This window comes from Nocardioides pymetrozini (assembly GCF_046058985.1).
In the GTDB taxonomy this organism is placed as follows: Bacteria; Actinomycetota; Actinomycetes; order Propionibacteriales; family Nocardioidaceae; genus Nocardioides.
Map to the genome: position 1 here is coordinate 1836030 of NZ_CP175556.1, position 20102 is coordinate 1856131.

Here is a 20102-nt window from a genome sequence, read left to right on the forward strand (position 1 = left end):
ACTCAGTTTTTCGACCAGGAGTGTCCGATGAACCCACCGCACGTTGACGTCATCGTGATCGGCGCCGGCTTCGCCGGCCTGACCGCGGCCCGCGAGCTGGGGAAGGCCGGTCGCCGAGTGCTCGTCCTCGAGGCGCGCGACCGCATCGGCGGCTCCACCTGGTACCGGACCGACCTCCTCGGCGGCGTCGGGCTGGAGATGGGCGGCACCTGGATCGTGCCGCAGCAGACCCACGTCTGGGGCGAGGTCGAGCGCTACGGCGTACCGATCCAGGACTCGGTGCTGCCGGAGCGGATGACCTGGTCCGCCGGTGGGAAGGTCCTCGACACGCTGCTGCCGTGCACGCCCGCGGAGTACGGCGAGCTCGAGCACGCGGTGCGCCAGCTGCTCGCCGCGGGCGACCGGCTGGACTACACCCGGCCGCTGTCGGAGCAGGACCTGGCCGACCTCGACGTGCCGATCGAGGAGTGGGCCGACAACGCGGGGCTGACCGGCAACGCCCGGGAGCTGCTGATCTCCTGGTTCTGCGGGTGCGCGAACGCGCACGAGTCGGTGGGCTCGGCGCTCGACATCATCCGCTGGTGCGCCGCGATGGACAACTCGCTGTGGGGCATGGTCCAGGCGTCGGTGCTCGGCTACACCTTCACCCACGGCACGAAGTCGCTCGCCGACGCCATCCGCGCCGACATCGACGGCGAGCTGCTGCTGTCCTCGCCCGTGCGCCTCGTCTCGCAGCACGAGGACGGCGTGACCGTCTCCTACGACGGGGGCGTCGCCACCGCCGACCGGGTCCTCGTGACGGTGCCCATCGGCGTGCTCAAGGACATCACCTGGGAGCCCGCGCTCCCCGCGGACAAGCTGGCCGCCTCGCGGGAGAACCATGCCGGCCAGGGGCAGAAGGTGTGGGCCCTGGCGAAGAACGTGCCGGACGACATCAGCGGCTACGGCTGGGGCACCTCGTTCGACTACGTCGGAGCCATGCACGACTCGCCCGAGGGCACGGTGCTGGTCTGCTTCGCGCCGGAGCACGACCGCGTCGACGTCTCCGACCTCGCCGACGTGCAGCGCGCCGTACGGGAGTACTGCCCCGAGGCCGTCGTGCTCGACGCCGCCGCGCACGACTGGGTGCACGACGAGTTCTCCTACGGCACCTGGGCGACCTTCCGGGCCGGCCAGTTCGCGAAGTACGAGAAGGCGCTGGCCCGTCCCGAGGGCCGGGTGCACTTCACCGGCTCCCACACCGCCACCCGGTGGCGCGCCTTCATTGACGGCGCGATCGAGTCGGGGAAGCGTGGAGCCAGCGAGATCATGGACGTGCAGGACATCGACCGCCAGGGAGGCGCAGCATGACCGTCGGACCCGTCGACGCGACCCAGATCCCGCGCTACGCGGGGGACACCACCTTCGCCCGGCTGCCGCGGCTCAGCGACGTGCCGGACGCCGACACCCTGGTCTGGGGGGTGCCCTTCGACGGCGGCGTCTCCTACCGGCCCGGAGCCCGCTTCGGTCCCAACCACATCCGGCAGTCCTCGCGGCTGCTGCGGCCCTACAACCCGGCGCAGGACAGCGAGCCGTTCAACCGCGCGCAGGTCGCCGACGCCGGGGACCTCGGCGCCAACCCCTTCTCCCTCGACGAGGCGATCGCGGCCGTCGAGAGCGGCGCTCGCGAGCTGTCCGGCACCTCCCGCACCCTGCTGACGATCGGCGGCGACCACACCATCGCGCTGCCGCTGCTGCGCGTCCAGCACGAGCGGCACGGGCCGATCGCCGTCCTCCACTTCGACGCGCACCTCGACACCTGGGACACCTACTTCGGCGCGCCGTACACGCACGGGACGCCCTTCCGCCGGGCCTCGGAGGAGGGACTCATCGACTTCGACCACGCCATGCACATGGGCATCCGCGGACCGCTCTACAGCAAGCTCGACCTCGACGAGTCCGAGGAGCTCGGCTTCTCCGCCGTGCACGCGCGGGACTTCGTGCGCTCGCCGATCGACGACATCATCAACCGGATGCGCGACCGGCTCGGCGACCGCCCCGTGTACGTCTCGCTCGACATCGACGTCCTCGACCCGGCGTTCGCCCCGGGCACCGGCACTCCGGAGGCCGGTGGCCTGAGCAGCGCCCAGCTGCTCGAGGTGCTGCGCGGACTGGAGGGGCTCAACGTCGTCGGCGCCGACATCGTGGAGGTCTCGCCGGCGTACGACCACGCGGAGATCACGGGGATCGCCGCGGCGCACGTGGCCTACGAGCTGCTCTCGGTGCTGCCGGGCAAGCCTGCCTGAGTCCCCCTTCCCCAGGGGCCCGGCCCGTCCGGGGTTTGTGTCGGACCCCTGGGGTGTGATGGGGCATGGTCACCGATCGGGCGGTGGTGGATCTGGAGGGTCTGCCGGCAGCGGGGGTTCTCGACTTCGTCGAGGCCCAGCATGTGGCGCGCCTGGAGGCGGAGCGGGCGATCTTGCGGGCGGCGTATCAGTGGGCGGTGCTGCACCACCCGGACCGGCTGCCTGTGAGCGATCGTCGTGGCCGGGAGCGGGCACGCCGGGCGGGCGGGAGCGGGACGCCGCTGGTCACCGAGCACGCCGCAGCGGTGTTCGGGGCGCGGGTGCAGACCAGTCCGTATGGGGCGCGGCGGTTGATCGCGGACGCGGTGGACCTGCAGCTGCGGCTCCCGAAGCTGTGGGCGGGGGTGGAGGCCGGCACGGTCCGCGTGAGCCATGCGCGTCATGTCGCGGACGCCACCCGCGAGCTGTCCGAGGCCGAAGCGGCATGGGTGGATGGTGAGGTGGTCGAGGTCGCGGACGGCCGGTTGGCGTGGGCGCGGTTCGAGGCGGTGGTGGAGGGCAAGGTCGCCGCTGCGGCTCCCGAGCTGGCCAAGGCCCGGGAGGAGGCGGCTGCGAAGGAGCGGTGTGCCCGCATGTCGCGGGTGAACAAGCACGGCATGGCCACCCTGGTGATCAGGGCCGACGCGGTCACGGTGGCGGGGATGGATGCCGCCATCACCGCGGTCGCGGACCGGTTGACCGAGACGATGCCCGAGTCGATGCCGGAGTCGATGCCGGATGCGTTGGTCAACGACCGGCGGGTCGCCGCCGCGGCGGTGTTGTTGAACCCCGCCGCGCACCCGGATCTGAGTGTCGGTCCGGTGAAGGTCCGCGCCAAGGCGTATCTGCATCTGCATGCAGAGTCACCGGTGGCGCGGGTCGAGGGTCACGGGCCGGTCACCATCGGTCGGGTGGTGCAGATGCTGGGTGCCGCCGGCGCGCGGGTGCAGGTGACCCCGGTGGTCGACCTGCCCGGCATGGTGCCGGTCGATGCCTACGAGATCCCCGCCCGGCTGCGTGAAGCGGTCCATCTGGTCCACGGCGGCGACGTGTTCCCGTTCGCGGCGAACACCGGCCGGCGGGTGGATCTCGACCACGCACAGCCCTACAGCGAGGGCGGTGAGACGAGCATCGAGAACCTGGGTCCGTTGACCCGGACCCATCACCGGATCAAGACCCACGCCGGTTGGACCGCGCGACATCCGTTCCCCGGGATCGTGGTGTGGCGCGATCCCTACGGGGCCCACTTTCTGGTCGATGCGACCGGTACGCGACGGATCACCGGCGGTAGTGCTGGTGAGGGTGCTGGGGTGCGGGTGGATGTGATGGGTCGCGTCGAGCTGGCCTGGGCGGGCTAGCACCCCGGTCGGTTCAATAGCCGACGAGCTTGGGTTGGGCCTCGATGACGCGCAGGGCCTGGGTGGGGCCGGGGATGGTGACGGTGTCGGGGATGGTCTGCCAGGGTCCGTCGGCGATGCGGTAGCGGCCGGTGTAGGTGGTGGCCAGGCTGGGTTGGTAGTCGCCGGTGTGCTGGTAGTCGTGGGTGATGGTCAGGTCGGGGTACGGCGCGCCGGGTTCGTGGGTGGTCAGGGTGTGGCCGTCGCCGAAGTCCCAGGTGTAGGAGGTCGGGGTGGCTTCGAGGGTGACGGCTTGCTCGAGCAGGGTGATGGTGGTGGCGATCGGGGTCGTGGCGGTGGTGTAGAAGTTGGTCGCGAAGTTGACCAGGGTCAACCCGTCGGGTGGCTGGATCACCAGCGTCCCGGGTGGCAGCTTCAGCTCACCGAACGCCCGACGAACATCCGCGACGGTGACTGTGCGAGTCGTGGTGTGGGATTCAGCGCAGTAAGTGACCGCCGGCCCAAGTTCTGCCTCAGTGACCTCGACAGCATCACCGCAGGGCGTCGATGGCGGAAGCAGCTGCGGCCCTTGTTGAGGCTTGAGAGGCTCTTGGGTCTGCCCGTTGCGTATGTCCTCCACCCAGAAGCCGTCGTCTGCTGCCCCGCCCTTGTCGTCGGCGGCGGCTTGTCCAGCGGTAAGCGTGGTGACGACGATCGTCGCGACTGCGGAGGCGAGCCGGATCATTTCACGTCCAAGATGTCTGTGCGCCAGCCCGACTGATCGACCCAGATCAAGTACATGTCGAACGTCGACTCGCCGGCCGCCCTGACATCTTCCGATCCGTCGGCCCCGATTGCAGTCTGTTCGTCGTGTCGCGCGACGACGACTGCGTGATAGCCGTTCAAATCTCCTGAGTCCGTCTGCAGTTTCTCCAACATCTTGATTGCAGCCTCGTGGGGGCCGCCGACCACTCTCTGGCCGCTGCGGCGCCGCTCGCGCACACCCCTGATTCCAGCGTTGCAACCTGCACAGTTGAGGCTGGACGCCGCCCTGAGCGCCTTCACGTCTCCCGTGACCTGGGCGTAGTTGACCAGCTCCCAGTAGTACGCGATGAACGCCCGCGCGCCCGCCTCACTCGCCTCCCGCGCGGCGTCGGGCAGCCTCGGCTCGACCGGCACCGCGGCTGCGGTCGAGGACGGCGCCTCCATCGTCCCGGTCGGGCTCCAGGTCGACGACGGGTCGTGCGGGGCGGGCTCGTCGTCCGAGCACGCGGTCACGCCCACGATGAGCAGCACGAGCGCCACCAGGGCGCGCAGTCGACGCATGGGTCCTCCCGAGAAAGCACCGCGCCCGGACCGGGGACGCGTCCGACGACGCTAACCCGACCCGGGCGAGCGGCGCCACCAGGAGGTGGCGGGCTGTGGATGGACGGTCAGCGACCGCGCAGGTTGCCGCGCATGCCCTTCATCGAGGTGGGCACCGGGCCGCGTGGGAGCGGGACCTTGGGGCGCTGGGCGTCGAGGGCGCGCAGGCGCTGGCGGATCTCGGTGATCTCGGCCGGCTTCACCTGGCGGCCGAGCTTCTGGACGTGGCGGACCAGCTTGGTGAGGGGAACCTGCCCCTCCTCCTTGCCGACCAGGATGTCGTGGACGGGGTAGTCACCCGCGACCCGCTCGTGCTTCTTGCGCTCGCTGGCCATCAGCGCCTTGAGCCGGCTCGGGTTGCCCTCGCCGACGAGGACGATCCCCGGCGGACCCACCACACGGTGGACCATGTCCTGCTGCTTGGTGAAGCCGACGACCTCCTCGATCACCCAGCCGCGGCGCAGCATCGTCAGCGCGCGGGCCGCGGCGCCGAGCTGGCCGTCGAGGCGGGTGAAGGCGGCCTTCTGGGCGCGGCGGCCGAAGACGATCATCACGGCGAGCAGCCCGATGAGGAAGCTCGCGACGCCGGCGAGGATCCAGCTGAAGACCGAGTCGTTGTGCGGAAGGACCAGGCGGAAGAGCGCCAGTCCGAGCCCGCCGAAGACGAGGAAGGAGCCGAGCATCCACCAGCGGATCGCCGGGTCGACCTCGCGGGACATCTTGTAGGTCTCGAGGATCTGCCGGCGGCGGCTCATCGTGGACGGGTCGACAGGCGTGTTCGACATGGGGTGCTGCGGTCTCCTCAGGCGGAACGGCGGAACATCAGGCAGTCGCTTCGGCCCGCGCGTCGCGCGCGGCCATCGCCTGACGATACAGACGACCCGCCCGGTACGACGAACGGACGAGGGGCCCGGACAGGACGCCGGCGAAGCCGATCTGCTCGGCCTCGGCCGCGAGCTCGACGAACTCCTCGGGCTTGACCCACCGCTCGACCGGGTGGTGGCGCACGGTCGGGCGCAGGTACTGCGTGATGGTGACCAGCTCGCAGCCCGCGTCGTGCAGGTCCCGCAGCGCCTGGGAGACCTCCTCGCGGGTCTCGCCCATGCCGAGGATGAGGTTGGACTTGGTGACCAGCCCGAACTCGCGCGCGGCGGTCAGCACGCCCAGTGAGCGCTCGTAGCGGAAGGCGGGACGGATCCGCTTGAAGATCCGCGGCACGGTCTCCACGTTGTGCGCCAGCACCTCGGGTCGCGACTCGAAGACCTCGGCCAGCTGGTCGGGGTTGCCGTTGAAGTCGGGGATCAGGTTCTCGACGCCCGTGTCGGGGTTGAGCTCGTGGATGGCCCGCACCGTCTCGGCGTACAGCCAGGCGCCGCCGTCGGGGAGGTCGTCGCGGGCGACGCCGGTGATGGTGGCGTACTTGAGGCCCATCGTCTGCACGGACTCGGCGACACGACGCGGCTCGTCGCGGTCCAGCGGCTGGGGCCTGCCGGTGTCGATCTGGCAGAAGTCGCAGCGCCGGGTGCACTGGTCGCCGCCGATGAGGAAGGTGGCTTCCTTGTCCTCCCAGCACTCGAAGATGTTGGGACAGCCGGCCTCCTGGCACACGGTGTGGAGTCCTTCGGACTTCACCAGCTTGTGCAGGGCGGTGTACTCGGGGCCCATCTTGGCCCGGGTCTTGATCCAGGAGGGCTTGCGCTCGATCGGGGTCTCCGCGTTGCGGACCTCCAGGCGGAGGAGCTTGCGCCCCTCAGGTGTCGCACTCACCGCATCAGCCTACTCGGGGATAGCTGAGCACCGGTACGGCGGGCGGGGCCGAGGTCTTCGCCGGGTCGGGCCGGGGCTCGTAGTCGGGCGTCGGGACGTAGTCGTTCCACGCGAGCAGCTCGCTGAGATGGCGACGCACGGGCTCGAGGACCTCGCGGACCGGCACGTCCCGGCCGAGCTCGGCACTCAGCGAGGTGACGCCGGCGTCGGCGATGCCGCACGGGACGAAGCGGTCGTACCAGCTCAGGTCGACATCGCAGTTGAGGGCGAACCCGTGCATCGCCACGCCGTTGCGGACCCGGATGCCGATGGCGGCGATCTTGCGCTCGCCGCCGCGCTCGTCGGCCTTGAGCCAGACCCCGGTGCGGCCCGGGATCCGCGCCGTCGTGACGCCCAGCTCGGCGCACACACCGATGATGGCCTCCTCGAGCCGGCGGACGTAGTCGACGACCTTGACGTGGTCGGCGAGCCGGACGATCGGGTAGCCGACGAGCTGGCCCGGTCCGTGGAAGGTGATCTTGCCGCCGCGGTCGACCTCGATGATCGGGGCGCCGCCGGGATCGGCGGGCCGCTCGTGCGCCTCGGTGCGCCGGCTGGCGGTGAAGACCGGGGGGTGCTCGACGAGGAGCACCGTGTCGGTCCGCTCGCCGGCGACGACCTGCGCATGCAGCTCACGCTGCAGGTCCCACGCGGTGACGTAGTCGATGAAGTCGGGCCCGAGTCCGTCCTCGCGGAAGGTCAGCGTCACGGGTCGAGCGTACTCCGGGGCCTGTGGACGGGCAGATGCACCTGTCGGACGTCCGGTTCAGGATCGTCGCATGCGGATCTCGGGGCCTCGGGCCGTCCTTCTCGGGACCGCCGCGGTCGTCGTCACGGTCGTCGCGGTGGTCGCCGGACTCGCGCTGCACGCCCGCGCTCCGGCGCCATCCGGTACGACGTCCGCCGGTCCGCGCGTCGTCGTCGCTCCGGACGCCGGACGCGTCGACGTGGCCCGCGCCGTGGGCTCGCTGGCGGTGCTGCGCGACTGGGACCGCGCGCGTGCGCAGGCATGGGCGGACGGGGACGTCGCAGCCCTGCGGGCGCTCTACGTGCGGGGCTCGGCCGCCGGCGCCCGGGATGCCGCGATGCTCCGGGCGTGGCTGCGCCGCGGCCTGCGCGTCGAGGACATGACCATGCAGGTGCTGGCTGTCGAGCTGCGCCGTCGCACCGACCGGAGGATCGTGGTCGTCGTGACCGACCGCCTCGCCGGCGCCGTCGGCGTGCGGCCGGGGTCGGGGGAGCAGGTGGCGCTGCCCCGGGACGGGCCGTCCACCCGGCGCCTGGTGTTCGTCCGGTCGGGCGGGCGCTGGCTGCTCGCCGCCGCGAGCGACGGTGGTGAGGCGAGGAGCGCTAGCGACCGGCCTCGGAGCCGCCGCGGAGCCCGGTCGTGAGCACGGCGTCGACGTCGGGGTCGGCGAAGCGGTAGCCGAGCTCGAGGAGCGCCGCCGGACGGAGGTTCAGTGAGCCGAGGACCTCGTCGGCCATCGGGCCGGCGGCCAGCCGGATCGCCGCGGCCGGCACCGGGAGCAGGGCCGGGCGCCGGACGAGCCGGGCGAGGGCGCGCGTGAACTCGGCGTTCGTCGGCGTGCGGGGTGCGCAGAGGTTCACCGGACCGGACGCGGTGGCGTGCTCGACGAGGAAGGTCGCCGCGCCGACCCAGTCGCGCAGCGAGATCATCGGCGCGTACTGCCGCCCGCTGCCGAGCCGCCCGCCGAGGCCCGCGAGGAACTGCAGCCGCTGCTGCTGCAGCGGTGGGTTGCGCCGGTCCTGGACGGGCGCGGTGCGCAGCAGCACGACCCGTGCTCCCGCCTGGACGGCGGGGTGGGCGGCGCCCTCCCACTCGCGGCACACCTGCGTGAGCAGGGCGTGACCGCGGGTGTCGGACGCCTCGGTGAGTGCGGCCGGGCCGTGGTCGCCGTACCAGCTGACGCCCGAGGCGTTCACCAGCGCGGGCGGCGTCGGGGCCTCGGCGACCGTGGCCGCGAGCAGGGCGGTGGTGGCGCGCCGGCTGGTGAGGACGTCGCGGGCCCACTGCGCGGAGTGGGGGTTGCCGACGAGCGGCGCCCCGGCGAGGTTGACGACGACGTCGGCGGCGCGCACCAGGGCGGTGTCCACGACGCCGCCCTGGGGATCCCAGCGCGACTCGTTCGCGGCCGGCTCCCTCCGGACCAGGCGGGTCACGTCGTGGCCTCGGCCGCGCAGCTCGGCGACGAGCTGGCGGCCGAGGAAGCCGGACGAGCCGGCGACCACGACGTGCATGGCTGGACTGGGGACCCGCGGACCTGGGGCGCTCAGACCTCGAACTGGCCGGCCTCGAGGCGCTTCTTCAGGTCCCGCAGGAAGCGGCCCGCGTCGGCGCCGTCGACCACCCGGTGGTCGTAGGTGAGCGCGAAGTACACCATGTGGCGCACGGCGATGGTCTCGCCGAGGTCCTCGTCGTCGATCACCACGGGACGCTTGACCACGGCACCGGGGCCGAGGATGGCGACCTGCGGCTGGTTGATGATCGGGGTGTCCCACAGCGCGCCGAAGCTGCCGAGGTTGGTGATGGTGAAGGTGCCGCCGGAGAGCTCGTCCGGACCGATCTTGTTGGTCCGGGTCCGCTCGGCGACGTCGGCGATCTTCTTGGCCAGGCCGGAGATGGACAGGTCGCCCGCGTCCTTGACCACCGGGGTCAGCAGGCCCTTCTCGGTGTCCACCGCGAACGCGACGTTCTCGCGGTCGTAGTAGGTGATCTCGCCCTTCTCGAGGTCGAGGTTGGCGTTGAGCGCGGGGTGCTGCTTGAGGGTGTCGATCGCCGCCTTGGTGAAGAACGGCAGGTAGGTGAGCTTGACGCCCTCGCGCGCCTGGAACTCCGCCTTCACGCTCTCGCGCAGACGGGCGATGTTGGTGACGTCGACCTCGATCACCTGGGTGAGCTGGGCGGAGACGTGCAGCGACTCCACCATCCGCTCGGCGATGATCTTGCGCAGCCGGCTGACCTTCACGGTCTGGCCGCGCAGCGGCGACGGGGCGGCCGACGGGGCGGCCGCGGCGGGCGCGGGTGCGGTCGCCGCCGGCGCCTTCGAGGTCGCGGCGTCGAGGACGTCCTGCTTGCGGATCCGGCCGCCGACGCCCGAGCCGGTCACGGTGGCGAGGTCGACGCCGTGCTGGGCGGCGAGCTTGCGGACCAGCGGAGTGACGTAGCCGGGCCCGTCGGCGGCGGCGGAGGAATGCGCCGGGGCGGGCTGGGCGGCGGGCGTGGGAGCGGCCTCCTGGGCGGGCGCGGGTGCCGGTGCGGCAGGCGCAGCGGGCTCGGCAGGCCCGGCAGGCTTTGCCGGGGCGGCGGGCTCGGCGGGTGCGGCGGGCTCTGCCGGGGCGGCCGACTCGGCGGGTGCCGGCTCGGCGGGCGCAGCGGCGGGGCTGCCCGAGCCGATGATGGCGAGCTCGGCGCCGACCTCGACGGTCTCGTCCTCGGCGGCCTTGATCTCCAGCAGGGTGCCGGCGACCGGCGAGGGGATCTCGGTGTCGACCTTGTCCGTGGAGACCTCGAGCAGCGGCTCGTCGACCGCGACCGCGTCGCCGACCTGCTTGAGCCACCGGGTCACGGTGCCCTCCGTGACCGACTCGCCCAGGGCGGGCAGGGTCACGGCGGTGCCCTCGGCGCCGCCCGACGCGGCGGGCGCGGGGGCCTCGGGGGCCGACGGCGTCTCGGGAGCGGCGGGGGTCGGTGCGGCCTCGGCGGCCGGAGCCGGCTCGGGCTCGGCGGGCGCCTCGGCAGCAGGCGCCTCGGCAGCAGGGGTCTCGGCAGCAGGGGCCTCGGCGGGGGCCTCGCCGGCCTCGCCCACGACCGCCAGCACGGCGCCGACCTCGACCGTGTCGTCCTCGTTCGCGCGGATCTCGACCAGGGTGCCGGCAACGGGGGACGGGATCTCCGTGTCCACCTTGTCGGTGCTGACCTCGAGCAGGGGCTCGTCGATCGCGATCTGGTCGCCGACCTGCTTGAGCCAGCGGGTGACGGTGCCTTCGGTGACGGACTCACCGAGCGCGGGGAGAGTGACTTCGGTCGCCATGGACTCATCCTTGCACCCTTGGCAACGCAACCGGCAACGGCCCACCCACGCTTCGGGCACACTTGATCCATGTCTTTGTTCGACCGGTTCCGCGGGCGCGGGAAGGTACGCATGAGTAACCCCGCGAAGGACGCCGCGCGCACCGGCTCCACCCGGGTGCGCGCCGCGGTCCGCGCCGACGAGGAGCACCTGCGCACCTGGGTCCAGGAGCGCCGCGGTGTGGAGGGCTTCGTGGAGCCGCGCACCGCGGTCAGCGAGGTCACCCTGCTCCTCGTCGCCCACGACGGGGAGTGGACCCGTCGCCGGGTCCCGTCGGTCAGCTGGGCCCACGACTTCTGCAACCGCCACCAGGTCCCGTCGTACGACGCCGCCGTGGTCGGCGTCCCGCAGCGGATGCGGGACTACAACTCCCGGGTCAGGCAGGCACAGAAGCAGCGGGAGCGGCGCTCGCCCGGCTCGTGAGGTACTCCAGCAGCGTCGCCACCCCGTAGCCGGTCGCGCCGGCAGCCAGGTGCCCCGAGGGACCACCCTTGTTGAAGGTCGGCCCCGCGATGTCGAGGTGGGCCCACGGCAGGCCGCCGGTGAACGCGCGGAGGAAGGCGGCCGCGAACAGTCCACCGCCCCAGCGGACGCCGTCGTACTGGGCGAGGTCGGCGACGCCCGAGCTGCGGATCCGCTCGTCCATGAACTCCGGGATCGGCATCGGCCAGGCGTCCTCGCCGGCCGCCGCGGCGGCGGCGAGCACCTCGGCGACCACGTCGTCGTCACCCATCACGCCGGCGATCCGGTCGCCCAGCGCCATCACCATGTGACCGGTCAGCGTGGCGATGTCGACGATCGTGTCCGGCCGCGCCTCGACCGCGCGGCCGAGCGCGTCGGCGAGGACCAGCCGGCCCTCGGCGTCGGTGTTGCTCACCTCGACGGTGGTGCCGTCGTACGTCGTGAGGACGTCGCCAGGGCGCATGGCCGCCTCGCCGATCATGTTCTCCGCCAGCGCGGCGAAGGCCGAGATCCGCACGGGAAGCCCGAGCCGGGCGGCCGCGAGCGTCGCCTGCACGACCGCGGCGGCGCCGGCCATGTCCTCCTTCATGGTCGCCATGCTGGCGGCCGGCTTGATCCACAGGCCGCCGGAGTCGAAGGTGATGCCCTTCCCGACGAGGGCGACGTGGGCGACCGCCTCCTTCGGGGCGTAGCGCAGCTCCACCAGCCGGGGCGGGGCGGACGAGCCGGCGCCGACGCCGAGCAGGCCGCCGCAGCCGAGCTCGGCGAGCCGGGTCTCGTCCAGCACGTCGACCTTCACCTTCGTGCTGCCCTTGGCCAGACCCTTGTTGACGGCCTTCACGGCGGCCGCGATCGCGTCGGCGAACGCCGGCGGGGTGAGGTCGGCCGGCGGCGTGTTGACCCAGTCCCGCGCGGCAGACACCGCGTCGACCAGCACCTGCGCGGGCTCCACGGCGCTGCTCACCTCGGCGCGGCGCGCGGCCGGGGTGAGGACGACGACCTCCGCCGGCGTGGTCGGCGCCGGGGGCTTGCTCTTGTAGGAGCTGAACGCGTAGCCGCCCAGCCGGTAGCCCTCGACGACGGCGCGCACCAGCGCGGCGGAGTCCGCGGGCAGCGCCAGCGCGACCGATGCGGCGTTCGTGACGGCGCGCGCCGCGTTGCCGGCGGCCCGGCGGACGGCGGCCGCGTCGGGGTCGGCGCCCAGGCCGACGAGGACGAGCAGGGGAGAGGCGATCGTGCCGGCCGTCGGCACCTTGGCCACCTCGCCGGGTGCGCCCTTGAGGCCGAGGGTCGCCAGGAGGCCGGACAGCCTGCGGCCGTACGCCGTGGCGACGTCCTCGGCGCCGGGGGCCAGCATGCCGTCGGGCAGCACGCCCACGACCACGGCTTCGGCGCGGGTCTTGGCGGGGCTGGCCGTGCGGAGGGCGAAGGTCGTCACCGGACAGACGATATCGGGGGCCTTGCCGGGCGATAGATTGCCGACCATGGCGGACGCGACCCCCCTGCACTCACCCCTGCACGACCGGCACGAGGCGCTGGGCGCCAAGTTCTCCGAGTTCGGCGGCTGGCTGATGCCGCTGGAGTACCCCACCGGGGTCGTCAAGGAGCACGCGGCGGTCCGCGACGGGGTCGGCATCTTCGACGTGAGCCATCTCGGCAAGCTGGTCGTCCGCGGCCCCGGAGCGGTGGACTTCCTCAACGCGACGCTCACCAACGACCTGCGCCGGATCGGCCCGGGCCGGGCGCAGTACAGCCTCGTCGTCGACGACGCCACCGGGGGGATCGTCGACGACGTGTTCACCTACCTCCACGACGACGACCACGTGCTCGTCGTCCCCAACGCCGCCAACAGCGCCGAGGTGCGCCGTCGGCTCGCCGAGGCGGCCCCCGACGGGGTCGAGGTGCTCGACCACCATCGTGACTATGTCGTCCTCGCGGTCCAGGGGAGGAGCTCCGACGAGGTGGTCGCGGGCGTCGGGCTGCCCGTCGGGCACGACTACCTGAGCTTCGTCGAGGCGCCCTTCGAGGGTGCGCAGGTCGTGGTCTGCCGCACCGGCTACACCGGCGAGCGGGGCTACGAGCTGATCGCGCCCGCCGCGGTCGCGCCGGCCCTGTGGGACGCGCTGATGGCGGCCGGCGAGCCGCACGGGCTGGTGCCGGCGGGCCTCGGTGCCCGCGACACCCTGCGCACGGAGATGGGCTATCCCCTCCACGGGCAGGACATCTCCCCGGACGTCACGCCGAACGAGGCCCGTCTCGGCTGGGCGGTCGGCTGGAAGAAGCCGGCCTTCTGGGGACGCGACGCCCTGCTCGCCGAGCGGGAGCAGGGCCCGCGGCGCAAGCTGGTCGGCCTCGTCTCCACCGGTCGCGCCATCCCACGTCCGCACATGAGCGTGCGGCTGCTGCGGGACGTCCCCCTCGGCGAGGTCACCTCGGGCACCTTCTCGCCGACGATGAGGAAGGGCATCGCGCTGGCGCTGGTCTCGACCGTCGTCGACGACGGCGCCGAGGTGATGGTCGACGTGCGCGGCCGCCCCGAGGTCTTCCAGATCACCAAGCCGCCCTTCGTCCAGCCGTCCGTCAGGGAGAGTTGAGCCATGACCCTGCCCGAGCAGCCCTCGCACTACCGTCCGTCCGCCCCGGCCGACAACCCCTGGCACTGGCGGCTCGAGGACGCCTCCGGCGCCGAGGTGGCGCTGAGCGGCCCGGCCGCCGAGGAGTACGCCGACATGGCCTTCCCCAGCCAGGGTGACGCGGAGTCCTGGATCGGCGAGACCTGGTCGGCGCTGGCCGAGCTCGGCGTCACGCACGTGACCCTGTTCGAGGTCGACCGCGAGGTGTACGGCCCCATGTCCCTCTCGGCATGAGCGGCCGCTCCCGGGACTTCCGCCAGGTCGACGTCTTCACCGCCGAGCCGCTGCTCGGCAATCCCGTCGCCGTCGTCCACGACGCCGACGGGATGAGCGCGGACGAGATGCAGCTGTTCGCCCGGTGGACCAACCTCAGCGAGACGACCTTCCTCGTCGCCTCCACCGACCCGGGCGCCGACTACCGGCTGCGCATCTTCACCACCGAGACCGAGCTGCCGTTCGCCGGTCATCCCACCCTGGGCTCGGCCCACGCCTGGCTCGAGGCCGGGGGAGCCCCGGCCGGGGAGCGGGTGGTGCAGCAGTGCGGCGTGGGGCTCGTCGAGCTCCGCCGCACCGACGGCCGTCTGGCGTTCGCGGCTCCCGACCTGATCCGCTCCGGGCCGGTGGACGAGGAGCTGACGGGCCGGATCGTCGCCGCGCTGGGCATCGACCGCGGCGACGTCCTCGACATCGCGTGGGCCGACAACGGGCCCGGCTGGGTGGGCGTCCGCCTCGGGTCGGCGGAGCAGGTCCTCGCGCTCACGCCGGCCTATGCGGACCTCCCCGTCGACGTGGGCGTCGTGGGTCCGCACCCGGAGGGAGCGGAGTGCGCGGTCGAGGTCCGGGCCTTCGTCCCCCACGCCGCCGGCATCACCGAGGACCCGGTCACCGGCTCGCTCAACGCCTCGCTGGCGCAGTGGCTGACCAGGAGTGGCGTGCTCCCGCCGTCGTACGTCGCCGCCCAGGGGACCGCGATCGGCCGTCGGGGCCGGATCCATGTCGACACCGACGCCGACGGCACGATCTGGGTCGGCGGCGACACCCTCACCACCGTTCGCGGGACGGTCACCTTGTGAGCGCCGGGCAGCGCCTAGGCTGAACTCGTGCGTGCCTACCTCGACCTCCTGCAGCGGATCCTCGACGAGGGCGTGGAGAAGGGTGACCGCACCGGCACGGGCACGCTGAGCGTGTTCGGCCACCAGATGCGCTTCGACCTCGCCGCGGGCTTCCCGCTGGTGACGACGAAGAAGATCCACACCCGGTCGGTCTTCGGTGAGCTGCTGTGGTTCCTGCGCGGCGACACCAACGTGCGCTGGCTGCAGGAGCGCGGCATCAGCATCTGGGACGAGTGGGCCGACGAGAACGGCGACCTCGGTCCCGTGTACGGCGCGCAGTGGCGCTCCTGGCCGACGCCCGACGGAGGGCACATCGACCAGCTCGCCCGGGTGATCGCGCAGATCAAGGCCTCCCCGGACAGCCGCCGCCACATCGTGTCGGCCTGGAACCCGAGCCAGGTCGACGACATGGCGCTCCCGCCGTGCCACAGCCTGTTCCAGTTCTACGTCGCCGACGGGCGCCTCAGCTGCCAGCTCTACCAGCGCTCGGCCGACGTCTTCCTCGGGGTGCCGTTCAACATCGCGTCCTACGCGCTGCTCACCCACATGGTCGCGCAGGTCACCGGCCTCCAGGTCGGCGACTTCGTGCACACCCTCGGCGACGCGCACCTGTACTCCAACCACCTCGAGCAGGCTCGGCTGCAGCTGACCCGCGATCCGCGCCCGCTGCCGAAGCTCCTGCTCAACCCGGCGGTGAGCGAGATCGACGCCTTCGAGCTGGAGGACATCGCGGTCGAGGGCTACGACCCGCATCCCGCCATCAAGGCCCCGATCGCTGTCTGAGGCGAGAGGCGAGATGACGACTCCAGCAGGACGGCGGGTCACGATGGTGGCCGCCGTCGCCGAGAACGGCGTGATCGGCGCCGACGCCGACATCCCGTGGAAGATCTCCGAGGACTTCCAGCACTTCAAGGCCACGACGATGGGCCACGTGCTGGTCCTGGGCCGCACCACCCACGAGGGCATCGGCCGGCCGCTGCCCGGACGGACCACGGTCGTGCTCACCCGCGACCCGTCGTACGCCGCGCAGGGCGTGGAGGTCGCCCACTCGATCACCGATGCCCTCGCCCTCGCCGACCGGCTCCTCGAGGGGCAGCCGGGCGACCGGCAGGTGATGATCGGCGGGGGAGCGCACGTCTACGCCGCCGCGATGCCGTACGCCGACGAGCAGGTCATCTCCGAGATCCCGCTCGCGCCCCAGGGTGACACCCACTACCCGGAGTTCAGCCAGAAGCGCTGGCGGGAGGTGCGTCGTGAGCCCCGCGACGGGTTCACCATCGTGTGGTGGGAGCGAGCCTTCGGGTGTGGGGGCACCGCCGGCACCGGTGGTTGAGGTGCGAGGCCGCCCCGCGGCCGAGCCTCGAAACCACCCGGCTGGCACAGTGAAGCCATGGAGCTCCGTGTCTTCACCGAACCCCAACAGGGCGCGACCTACGACGACCTCCTGGCGGTCGCTCTCGAGGCCGAGCGCCTGGGCTTCGGCGCCTTCTTCCGCAGCGACCACTATCTCCACATGAGCGGTGACGGGCTGCCCGGCTCGACCGACGCGTGGACCACGCTCGCCGGGCTGGCGCGTGACACCAGCACGATCCGGCTGGGCACGCTGATGACCAGTGCCACCTTCCGCCATCCCGGCGTGCTGGCGATCCAGGTGGCGCAGGTCGACCAGATGAGCGGCGGCCGGGTCGAGCTCGGCCTCGGTGCGGGCTGGTTCGCCCAGGAGCACACCGCCTACGGGATCCCGTTCCCGGACACCGCGGAGCGCTTCGAGCGCTACGCCGAGCAGCTCGAGCTGGTCACCGGCCTGTGGTCGACGCCGGTCGGGGAGCGCTACGCCTTCGAGGGCACGCACTATCGGCTCGAGGAGAGCCCCGCTCTGCCCAAGCCCGTCCAGACGAGCGGCCTGCGTGGCGGCGTACCGGTCCTCGTCGGCGGCAAGGGCGCGCGCAAGACGCCCGCCCTCGCCGCGGCGTACGCCGACGAGTTCAACCTGCCCTTCGTCGACGAGGAGTTCACCGCGGCCCAGTTCGGCCGGGTGCGCCGCGCCGCCGAGGAGATCGGTCGCGACCCCTCGTCCCTCGTCTGGTCCAACGCGCTGGTGCTGTGTGTCGGCGAGGACGAGGCCGCGCTCGCCCGCCGCGCCGCCGCCATCGGTCGCGAGGTCGACGAGCTGCGCCTCAACGGCCTGGCCGGGACGCCCGAGGAGGTGGTCGACAAGATCCGGCGCTACGGCGACCTCGGCGCGCAGCGGATCTACCTGCAGGTCCTCGACCTGACCGACCTCGACCACCTGCGGCTGGTGGCGGCGGAGGTCATGCCGCACGTGTGAGCCGACGTGGGGAAGGGCGGGGAGGGGCGATAGCCTGACCCCATGACGTCTGCACCCTTCGGCACCATGCTGACCGCGATGGTCACGCCGTTCCTCGAGAACGGCTCGGTCGACCTGGACGGTGTGCAGAAGGTCGCCAAGCACCTCGTGGACAACGGCAACGACGGCATCGTCGTCTCCGGCACCACCGGCGAGTCGCCGACCACGACCGGCGCCGAGGACGGCGAGATCCTGGCCGCGGTCAAGGACGCCGTCGGCGCCCGTGCGAGCGTGGTCGCCGGCGTCGGCACCAACGACACCCGCCACTCCGTCGAGCTCGCCCAGCAGGCGGAGAAGGTGGGTGCGGACGGGCTGCTGCTCGTCACGCCCTACTACAACAAGCCGAGCCAGCGCGGCGTGCTCAACCACTTCCGCCAGGTCGTCGAGGCCACCGACGTGCCCGTGATGCTCTACGACGTCCCGGGCCGCACGGGCACCAAGATCGCGCTCGAGACCTACGCCGCCGCGAAGGAGTGGGACACCGTCGTCGCCACCAAGGAGGCGACCGGCGACCTGCCGCGCACCGCCCAGCTGGTCGACCTCGGCTACACGGTCTACTCCGGCGACGACATCAACACCCTCGGCTATCTCGCGTACGGCGCGACCGGGCTGGTCTCGGTCGTCGGTCACGTCGCGGGCAGCCAGCTGCGCGCGATGATCGACGCCTTCCTGTCCGGCGACCACGCCGAGGCGCTGCGCATCCACACCGGACTCGTGCCGGCGTTCGAGGCGATCATGGGCGTCGCCAACTACGGCGCCACGACCGCCAAGGCCGCGCTCGAGCTGGTCGGGGTGCTCGAGAGTCGAGGGGTCAGGCCGCCCCTGATGGCGCTCGACGACGCGGAGGTCGCCGACCTCCGTGCCGGTCTCGCCGCGGCGGGCCTGCTCTGATGTCGCACCCGCACCCGGAGCTCTCCGCGCCGCCGAAGCTGCCGAAGCGCGGCCTGCGCGTCATTCCGCTGGGCGGCCTCGGCGAGGTCGGCCGCAACATGACCGTCTTCGAGTACGACGGCCGCCTGCTCGTCGTCGACTGCGGCGTGCTCTTCCCCGACGACCACCACCCGGGCGTCGACCTGATCCTGCCCGACTTCGCGGCGATCCGGGACCGGCTCGACGCCATCGAGGCGATCGTGCTGACCCACGGGCACGAGGACCACATCGGCGCGACGCCGTACCTCCTGCGCGAGCGCCAGGACATCCCCCTGGTGGGCTCGGAGCTGACCCTCGCGCTGCTCAACTCCAAGCTGCGCGAGCACCGGCTGCGCCAGACGCCCTTCTACACCGTCAAGGAGGGCGACCGGATCTCCTTCGGCCCCTTCGACCTCGAGTTCGTCGCCGTCAACCACTCCATCCCGGACGCGCTTGCCGTGGCGATCCGCACCGGCGCCGGCCTGGTGCTGCACACCGGCGACTTCAAGATGGACCAGCTGCCGCTCGACGGCCGGATCACCGACCTGCGGGCGTTCGCCCGGCTCGGCGAGGAGGGGGTCGACCTCTTCCTCACCGACTCCACCAACGCCGACGTGCCGGGCTTCACCACGGCCGAGCGCCGGATCACCCCGGTGCTCGAGCAGGCCTTCGCCGACTCCAAGCAGCGCATCATCGTCGCCTGCTTCGCCTCCCACGTGCACCGGGTCCAGCAGATCCTCGACGCGGCGGTGAAGTACAACCGCAAGGTCGCCTACGTCGGCCGCTCGATGGTCCGCAACATGGCGATCGCGCGCGACCTCGGCTACCTGCACGTCCCGCCGGGCGTCATGGTCGAGGCGAAGGAGCTGGCCGACCTCGCTCCCGAGCGCCAGGTGCTCATCTCCACCGGCTCGCAGGGCGAGCCGCTGAGCGCGCTCGCGCGGATCGCCCAGCGCACCCACAACTTCGTGCACCTCGAGGAGGGCGACACCGTCATCCTCGCCTCGAGCCTGATCCCCGGCAACGAGAACGCCGTCTACCGCGTGATCAACGGACTGTCCCGGCTCGGTGCGCATGTCGTCCACAAGGGCAACGCGCTGGTCCACGTCAGCGGCCACGCCAGCGCCGGCGAGCTGCTCTACTGCTACAACATCGTCAAGCCGCGCAACGTCCTCCCGGTCCACGGCGAGGTCCGGCACATGCTCGCCAACGGAGACCTGGCCAAGCAGACCGGCGTCGAGAACGTCGTGTACGCCGAGGACGGCGTCGTCGTCGACCTGGTCGACGGGGTGGCCTCCGTGGTCGGCAAGGTCGAGTGCGGCTACGTCTTCGTCGACGGCCAGTCGGTCGGCGACGTCACCGAGTCCGAGCTCAAGGACCGCCGGATCCTGGGGGAGGAGGGCTTCGTCTCCGTGATCGTCGTCGTCGACTCCGTCGCGGGGAAGGTCTCCGCCGGGCCCGAGATCCATGCGCGCGGCCATGCCTGGGCGGACTCCGACTTCGAGTCGATCAAGCAGCCCATCGTCGACGCGGTGAACCGCGCGCTCGACGAGGGCAGCACCGACACCTACCAGCTCCAGCAGGTCATCCGCCGCACCATCGGCCGGTGGGTGAGCAACACCCACAAGCGCCGGCCGATGATCATCCCGGTCGTGGTCGAGGCCTGACGGCGGTGCAGGGGCCCCCGGCGGGGGC

At 72.2% G+C, this 20102-nt stretch carries 21 protein-coding genes; 13 read left to right on the forward strand and 8 right to left on the reverse strand.

The annotated features are described in order from the left end of the window. Positions 1-27: 27 nt before the first annotated feature. The 3 genes from ACJ5H2_RS08955 to ACJ5H2_RS08965 all read left to right on the forward strand — a co-directional run bounded on the left by ACJ5H2_RS08955 (position 28) and on the right by ACJ5H2_RS08965 (position 3682). Positions 28-1350 (forward strand): flavin monoamine oxidase family protein, encoded by a 1323-nt coding sequence (locus ACJ5H2_RS08955; RefSeq protein ID WP_408899220.1) that lies wholly within the window; start codon positions 28-30, stop codon positions 1348-1350. Then, entirely contained in the window at positions 1347-2285 is a 939-nt protein-coding gene (gene speB / locus ACJ5H2_RS08960; protein WP_408899221.1) for an agmatinase, read from the forward strand. Before ACJ5H2_RS08955 ends, speB begins: the two co-directional genes overlap by 4 nt. 65 nt (positions 2286-2350) lie before the next feature. Continuing rightward, positions 2351-3682, forward strand: coding sequence for a DUF222 domain-containing protein (locus ACJ5H2_RS08965; protein WP_408899222.1), 1332 nt, complete (start codon positions 2351-2353; stop codon positions 3680-3682). 13 nt (positions 3683-3695) lie between these two features. Here ACJ5H2_RS08965 and ACJ5H2_RS08970 read toward each other — a convergent pair whose 3' ends face one another. From ACJ5H2_RS08970 to lipB, 5 genes are all read right to left on the reverse strand, one after another. Next, positions 3696-4406 (reverse strand): PKD domain-containing protein, encoded by a 711-nt coding sequence (locus tag ACJ5H2_RS08970; RefSeq protein WP_408899223.1) that lies wholly within the window; start codon positions 4404-4406, stop codon positions 3696-3698. After that, positions 4403-4966: a DUF6318 family protein gene (locus ACJ5H2_RS08975; protein WP_408899224.1), complete on the reverse strand. Its 564-nt coding sequence runs from the start codon at positions 4964-4966 to the stop codon at positions 4403-4405. Before ACJ5H2_RS08975 ends, ACJ5H2_RS08970 begins: the two co-directional genes overlap by 4 nt. A 128-nt stretch (positions 4967-5094) precedes the next feature. Continuing rightward, on the reverse strand, positions 5095-5811 hold the full coding sequence (locus ACJ5H2_RS08980) for a DUF4191 domain-containing protein (RefSeq protein ID WP_408899225.1): 717 nt from the start codon (positions 5809-5811) through the stop codon (positions 5095-5097). Positions 5812-5848: 37 nt separating this feature from the next. Next, a complete protein-coding gene (lipA, locus tag ACJ5H2_RS08985; protein ID WP_408899226.1) occupies positions 5849-6793 on the reverse strand; it encodes a lipoyl synthase in 945 nt (314 codons plus the stop codon). 4 nt (positions 6794-6797) lie between these two features. Next, positions 6798-7541: a lipoyl(octanoyl) transferase LipB gene (gene lipB, locus ACJ5H2_RS08990; RefSeq protein ID WP_408899227.1), complete on the reverse strand. Its 744-nt coding sequence runs from the start codon at positions 7539-7541 to the stop codon at positions 6798-6800. Between the two features lie 70 nt (positions 7542-7611). Here lipB and ACJ5H2_RS08995 point away from each other — a divergent pair, with 70 nt between their 5' ends. Next, positions 7612-8223 (forward strand): hypothetical protein, encoded by a 612-nt coding sequence (locus ACJ5H2_RS08995; RefSeq protein ID WP_408899228.1) that lies wholly within the window; start codon positions 7612-7614, stop codon positions 8221-8223. On the opposite strand, the gene ACJ5H2_RS09000 is transcribed toward ACJ5H2_RS08995, so the two are convergent. Both ACJ5H2_RS09000 and sucB read right to left on the reverse strand, forming a co-directional pair. Continuing rightward, on the reverse strand, positions 8183-9091 hold the full coding sequence (locus ACJ5H2_RS09000; RefSeq protein WP_408899229.1) for a TIGR01777 family oxidoreductase: 909 nt from the start codon (positions 9089-9091) through the stop codon (positions 8183-8185). The genes ACJ5H2_RS08995 and ACJ5H2_RS09000 overlap by 41 nt on opposite strands. 32 nt (positions 9092-9123) lie before the next feature. After that, positions 9124-10884 carry a 2-oxoglutarate dehydrogenase, E2 component, dihydrolipoamide succinyltransferase gene (gene sucB, locus ACJ5H2_RS09005; RefSeq protein WP_408899230.1) on the reverse strand — a complete coding sequence of 587 codons (1761 nt, stop codon included), beginning with the start codon at positions 10882-10884 and terminating at the stop codon, positions 9124-9126. 111 nt (positions 10885-10995) lie between these two features. Between sucB and ACJ5H2_RS09010 the strand changes: the two genes are divergently transcribed. Continuing rightward, complete coding sequence (locus tag ACJ5H2_RS09010) at positions 10996-11346, forward strand: hypothetical protein (protein WP_408899231.1); 351 nt, start codon at positions 10996-10998, stop codon at positions 11344-11346. Here ACJ5H2_RS09010 and ACJ5H2_RS09015 read toward each other — a convergent pair. Then, positions 11300-12823 (reverse strand): leucyl aminopeptidase, encoded by a 1524-nt coding sequence (locus tag ACJ5H2_RS09015; RefSeq protein WP_408899232.1) that lies wholly within the window; start codon positions 12821-12823, stop codon positions 11300-11302. The genes ACJ5H2_RS09010 and ACJ5H2_RS09015 overlap by 47 nt on opposite strands. A 46-nt stretch (positions 12824-12869) precedes the next feature. On the opposite strand from ACJ5H2_RS09015, the gene gcvT reads away from it, so the two are divergent. The 8 genes from gcvT to ACJ5H2_RS09055 are packed head-to-tail and all read left to right on the forward strand — an operon-like array spanning position 12870 to position 20074. After that, entirely contained in the window at positions 12870-13979 is a 1110-nt protein-coding gene (gcvT, locus tag ACJ5H2_RS09020) for a glycine cleavage system aminomethyltransferase GcvT (RefSeq protein WP_408899233.1), read from the forward strand. Positions 13980-13982: 3 nt separating this feature from the next. After that, positions 13983-14252 (forward strand): hypothetical protein, encoded by a 270-nt coding sequence (locus tag ACJ5H2_RS09025; RefSeq protein WP_408899234.1) that lies wholly within the window; start codon positions 13983-13985, stop codon positions 14250-14252. After that, the gene (locus ACJ5H2_RS09030; protein ID WP_408899235.1) at positions 14249-15091 is read left to right on the forward strand and encodes a PhzF family phenazine biosynthesis protein; all 843 of its coding nucleotides are present in this window, start codon (positions 14249-14251) and stop codon (positions 15089-15091) included. Before ACJ5H2_RS09025 ends, ACJ5H2_RS09030 begins: the two co-directional genes overlap by 4 nt. Positions 15092-15118: 27 nt before the next feature. After that, positions 15119-15913, forward strand: a complete 795-nt coding sequence (locus ACJ5H2_RS09035) for a thymidylate synthase (protein ID WP_408899236.1) — start codon at positions 15119-15121, stop codon at positions 15911-15913. 13 nt (positions 15914-15926) lie between these two features. Further along, positions 15927-16463: a dihydrofolate reductase gene (locus ACJ5H2_RS09040; protein WP_408899237.1), complete on the forward strand. Its 537-nt coding sequence runs from the start codon at positions 15927-15929 to the stop codon at positions 16461-16463. A gap of 57 nt (positions 16464-16520) precedes the next feature. Next, on the forward strand, positions 16521-17459 hold the full coding sequence (locus ACJ5H2_RS09045; protein WP_408899238.1) for an LLM class F420-dependent oxidoreductase: 939 nt from the start codon (positions 16521-16523) through the stop codon (positions 17457-17459). Between the two features lie 42 nt (positions 17460-17501). Continuing rightward, positions 17502-18389 carry a 4-hydroxy-tetrahydrodipicolinate synthase gene (gene dapA, locus ACJ5H2_RS09050; RefSeq protein WP_408899239.1) on the forward strand — a complete coding sequence of 296 codons (888 nt, stop codon included), beginning with the start codon at positions 17502-17504 and terminating at the stop codon, positions 18387-18389. Then, complete coding sequence (locus ACJ5H2_RS09055) at positions 18389-20074, forward strand: ribonuclease J (RefSeq protein ID WP_408899240.1); 1686 nt, start codon at positions 18389-18391, stop codon at positions 20072-20074. The genes dapA and ACJ5H2_RS09055 overlap by 1 nt, the downstream gene beginning before the upstream one ends. Positions 20075-20102: the final 28 nt, after the last annotated feature.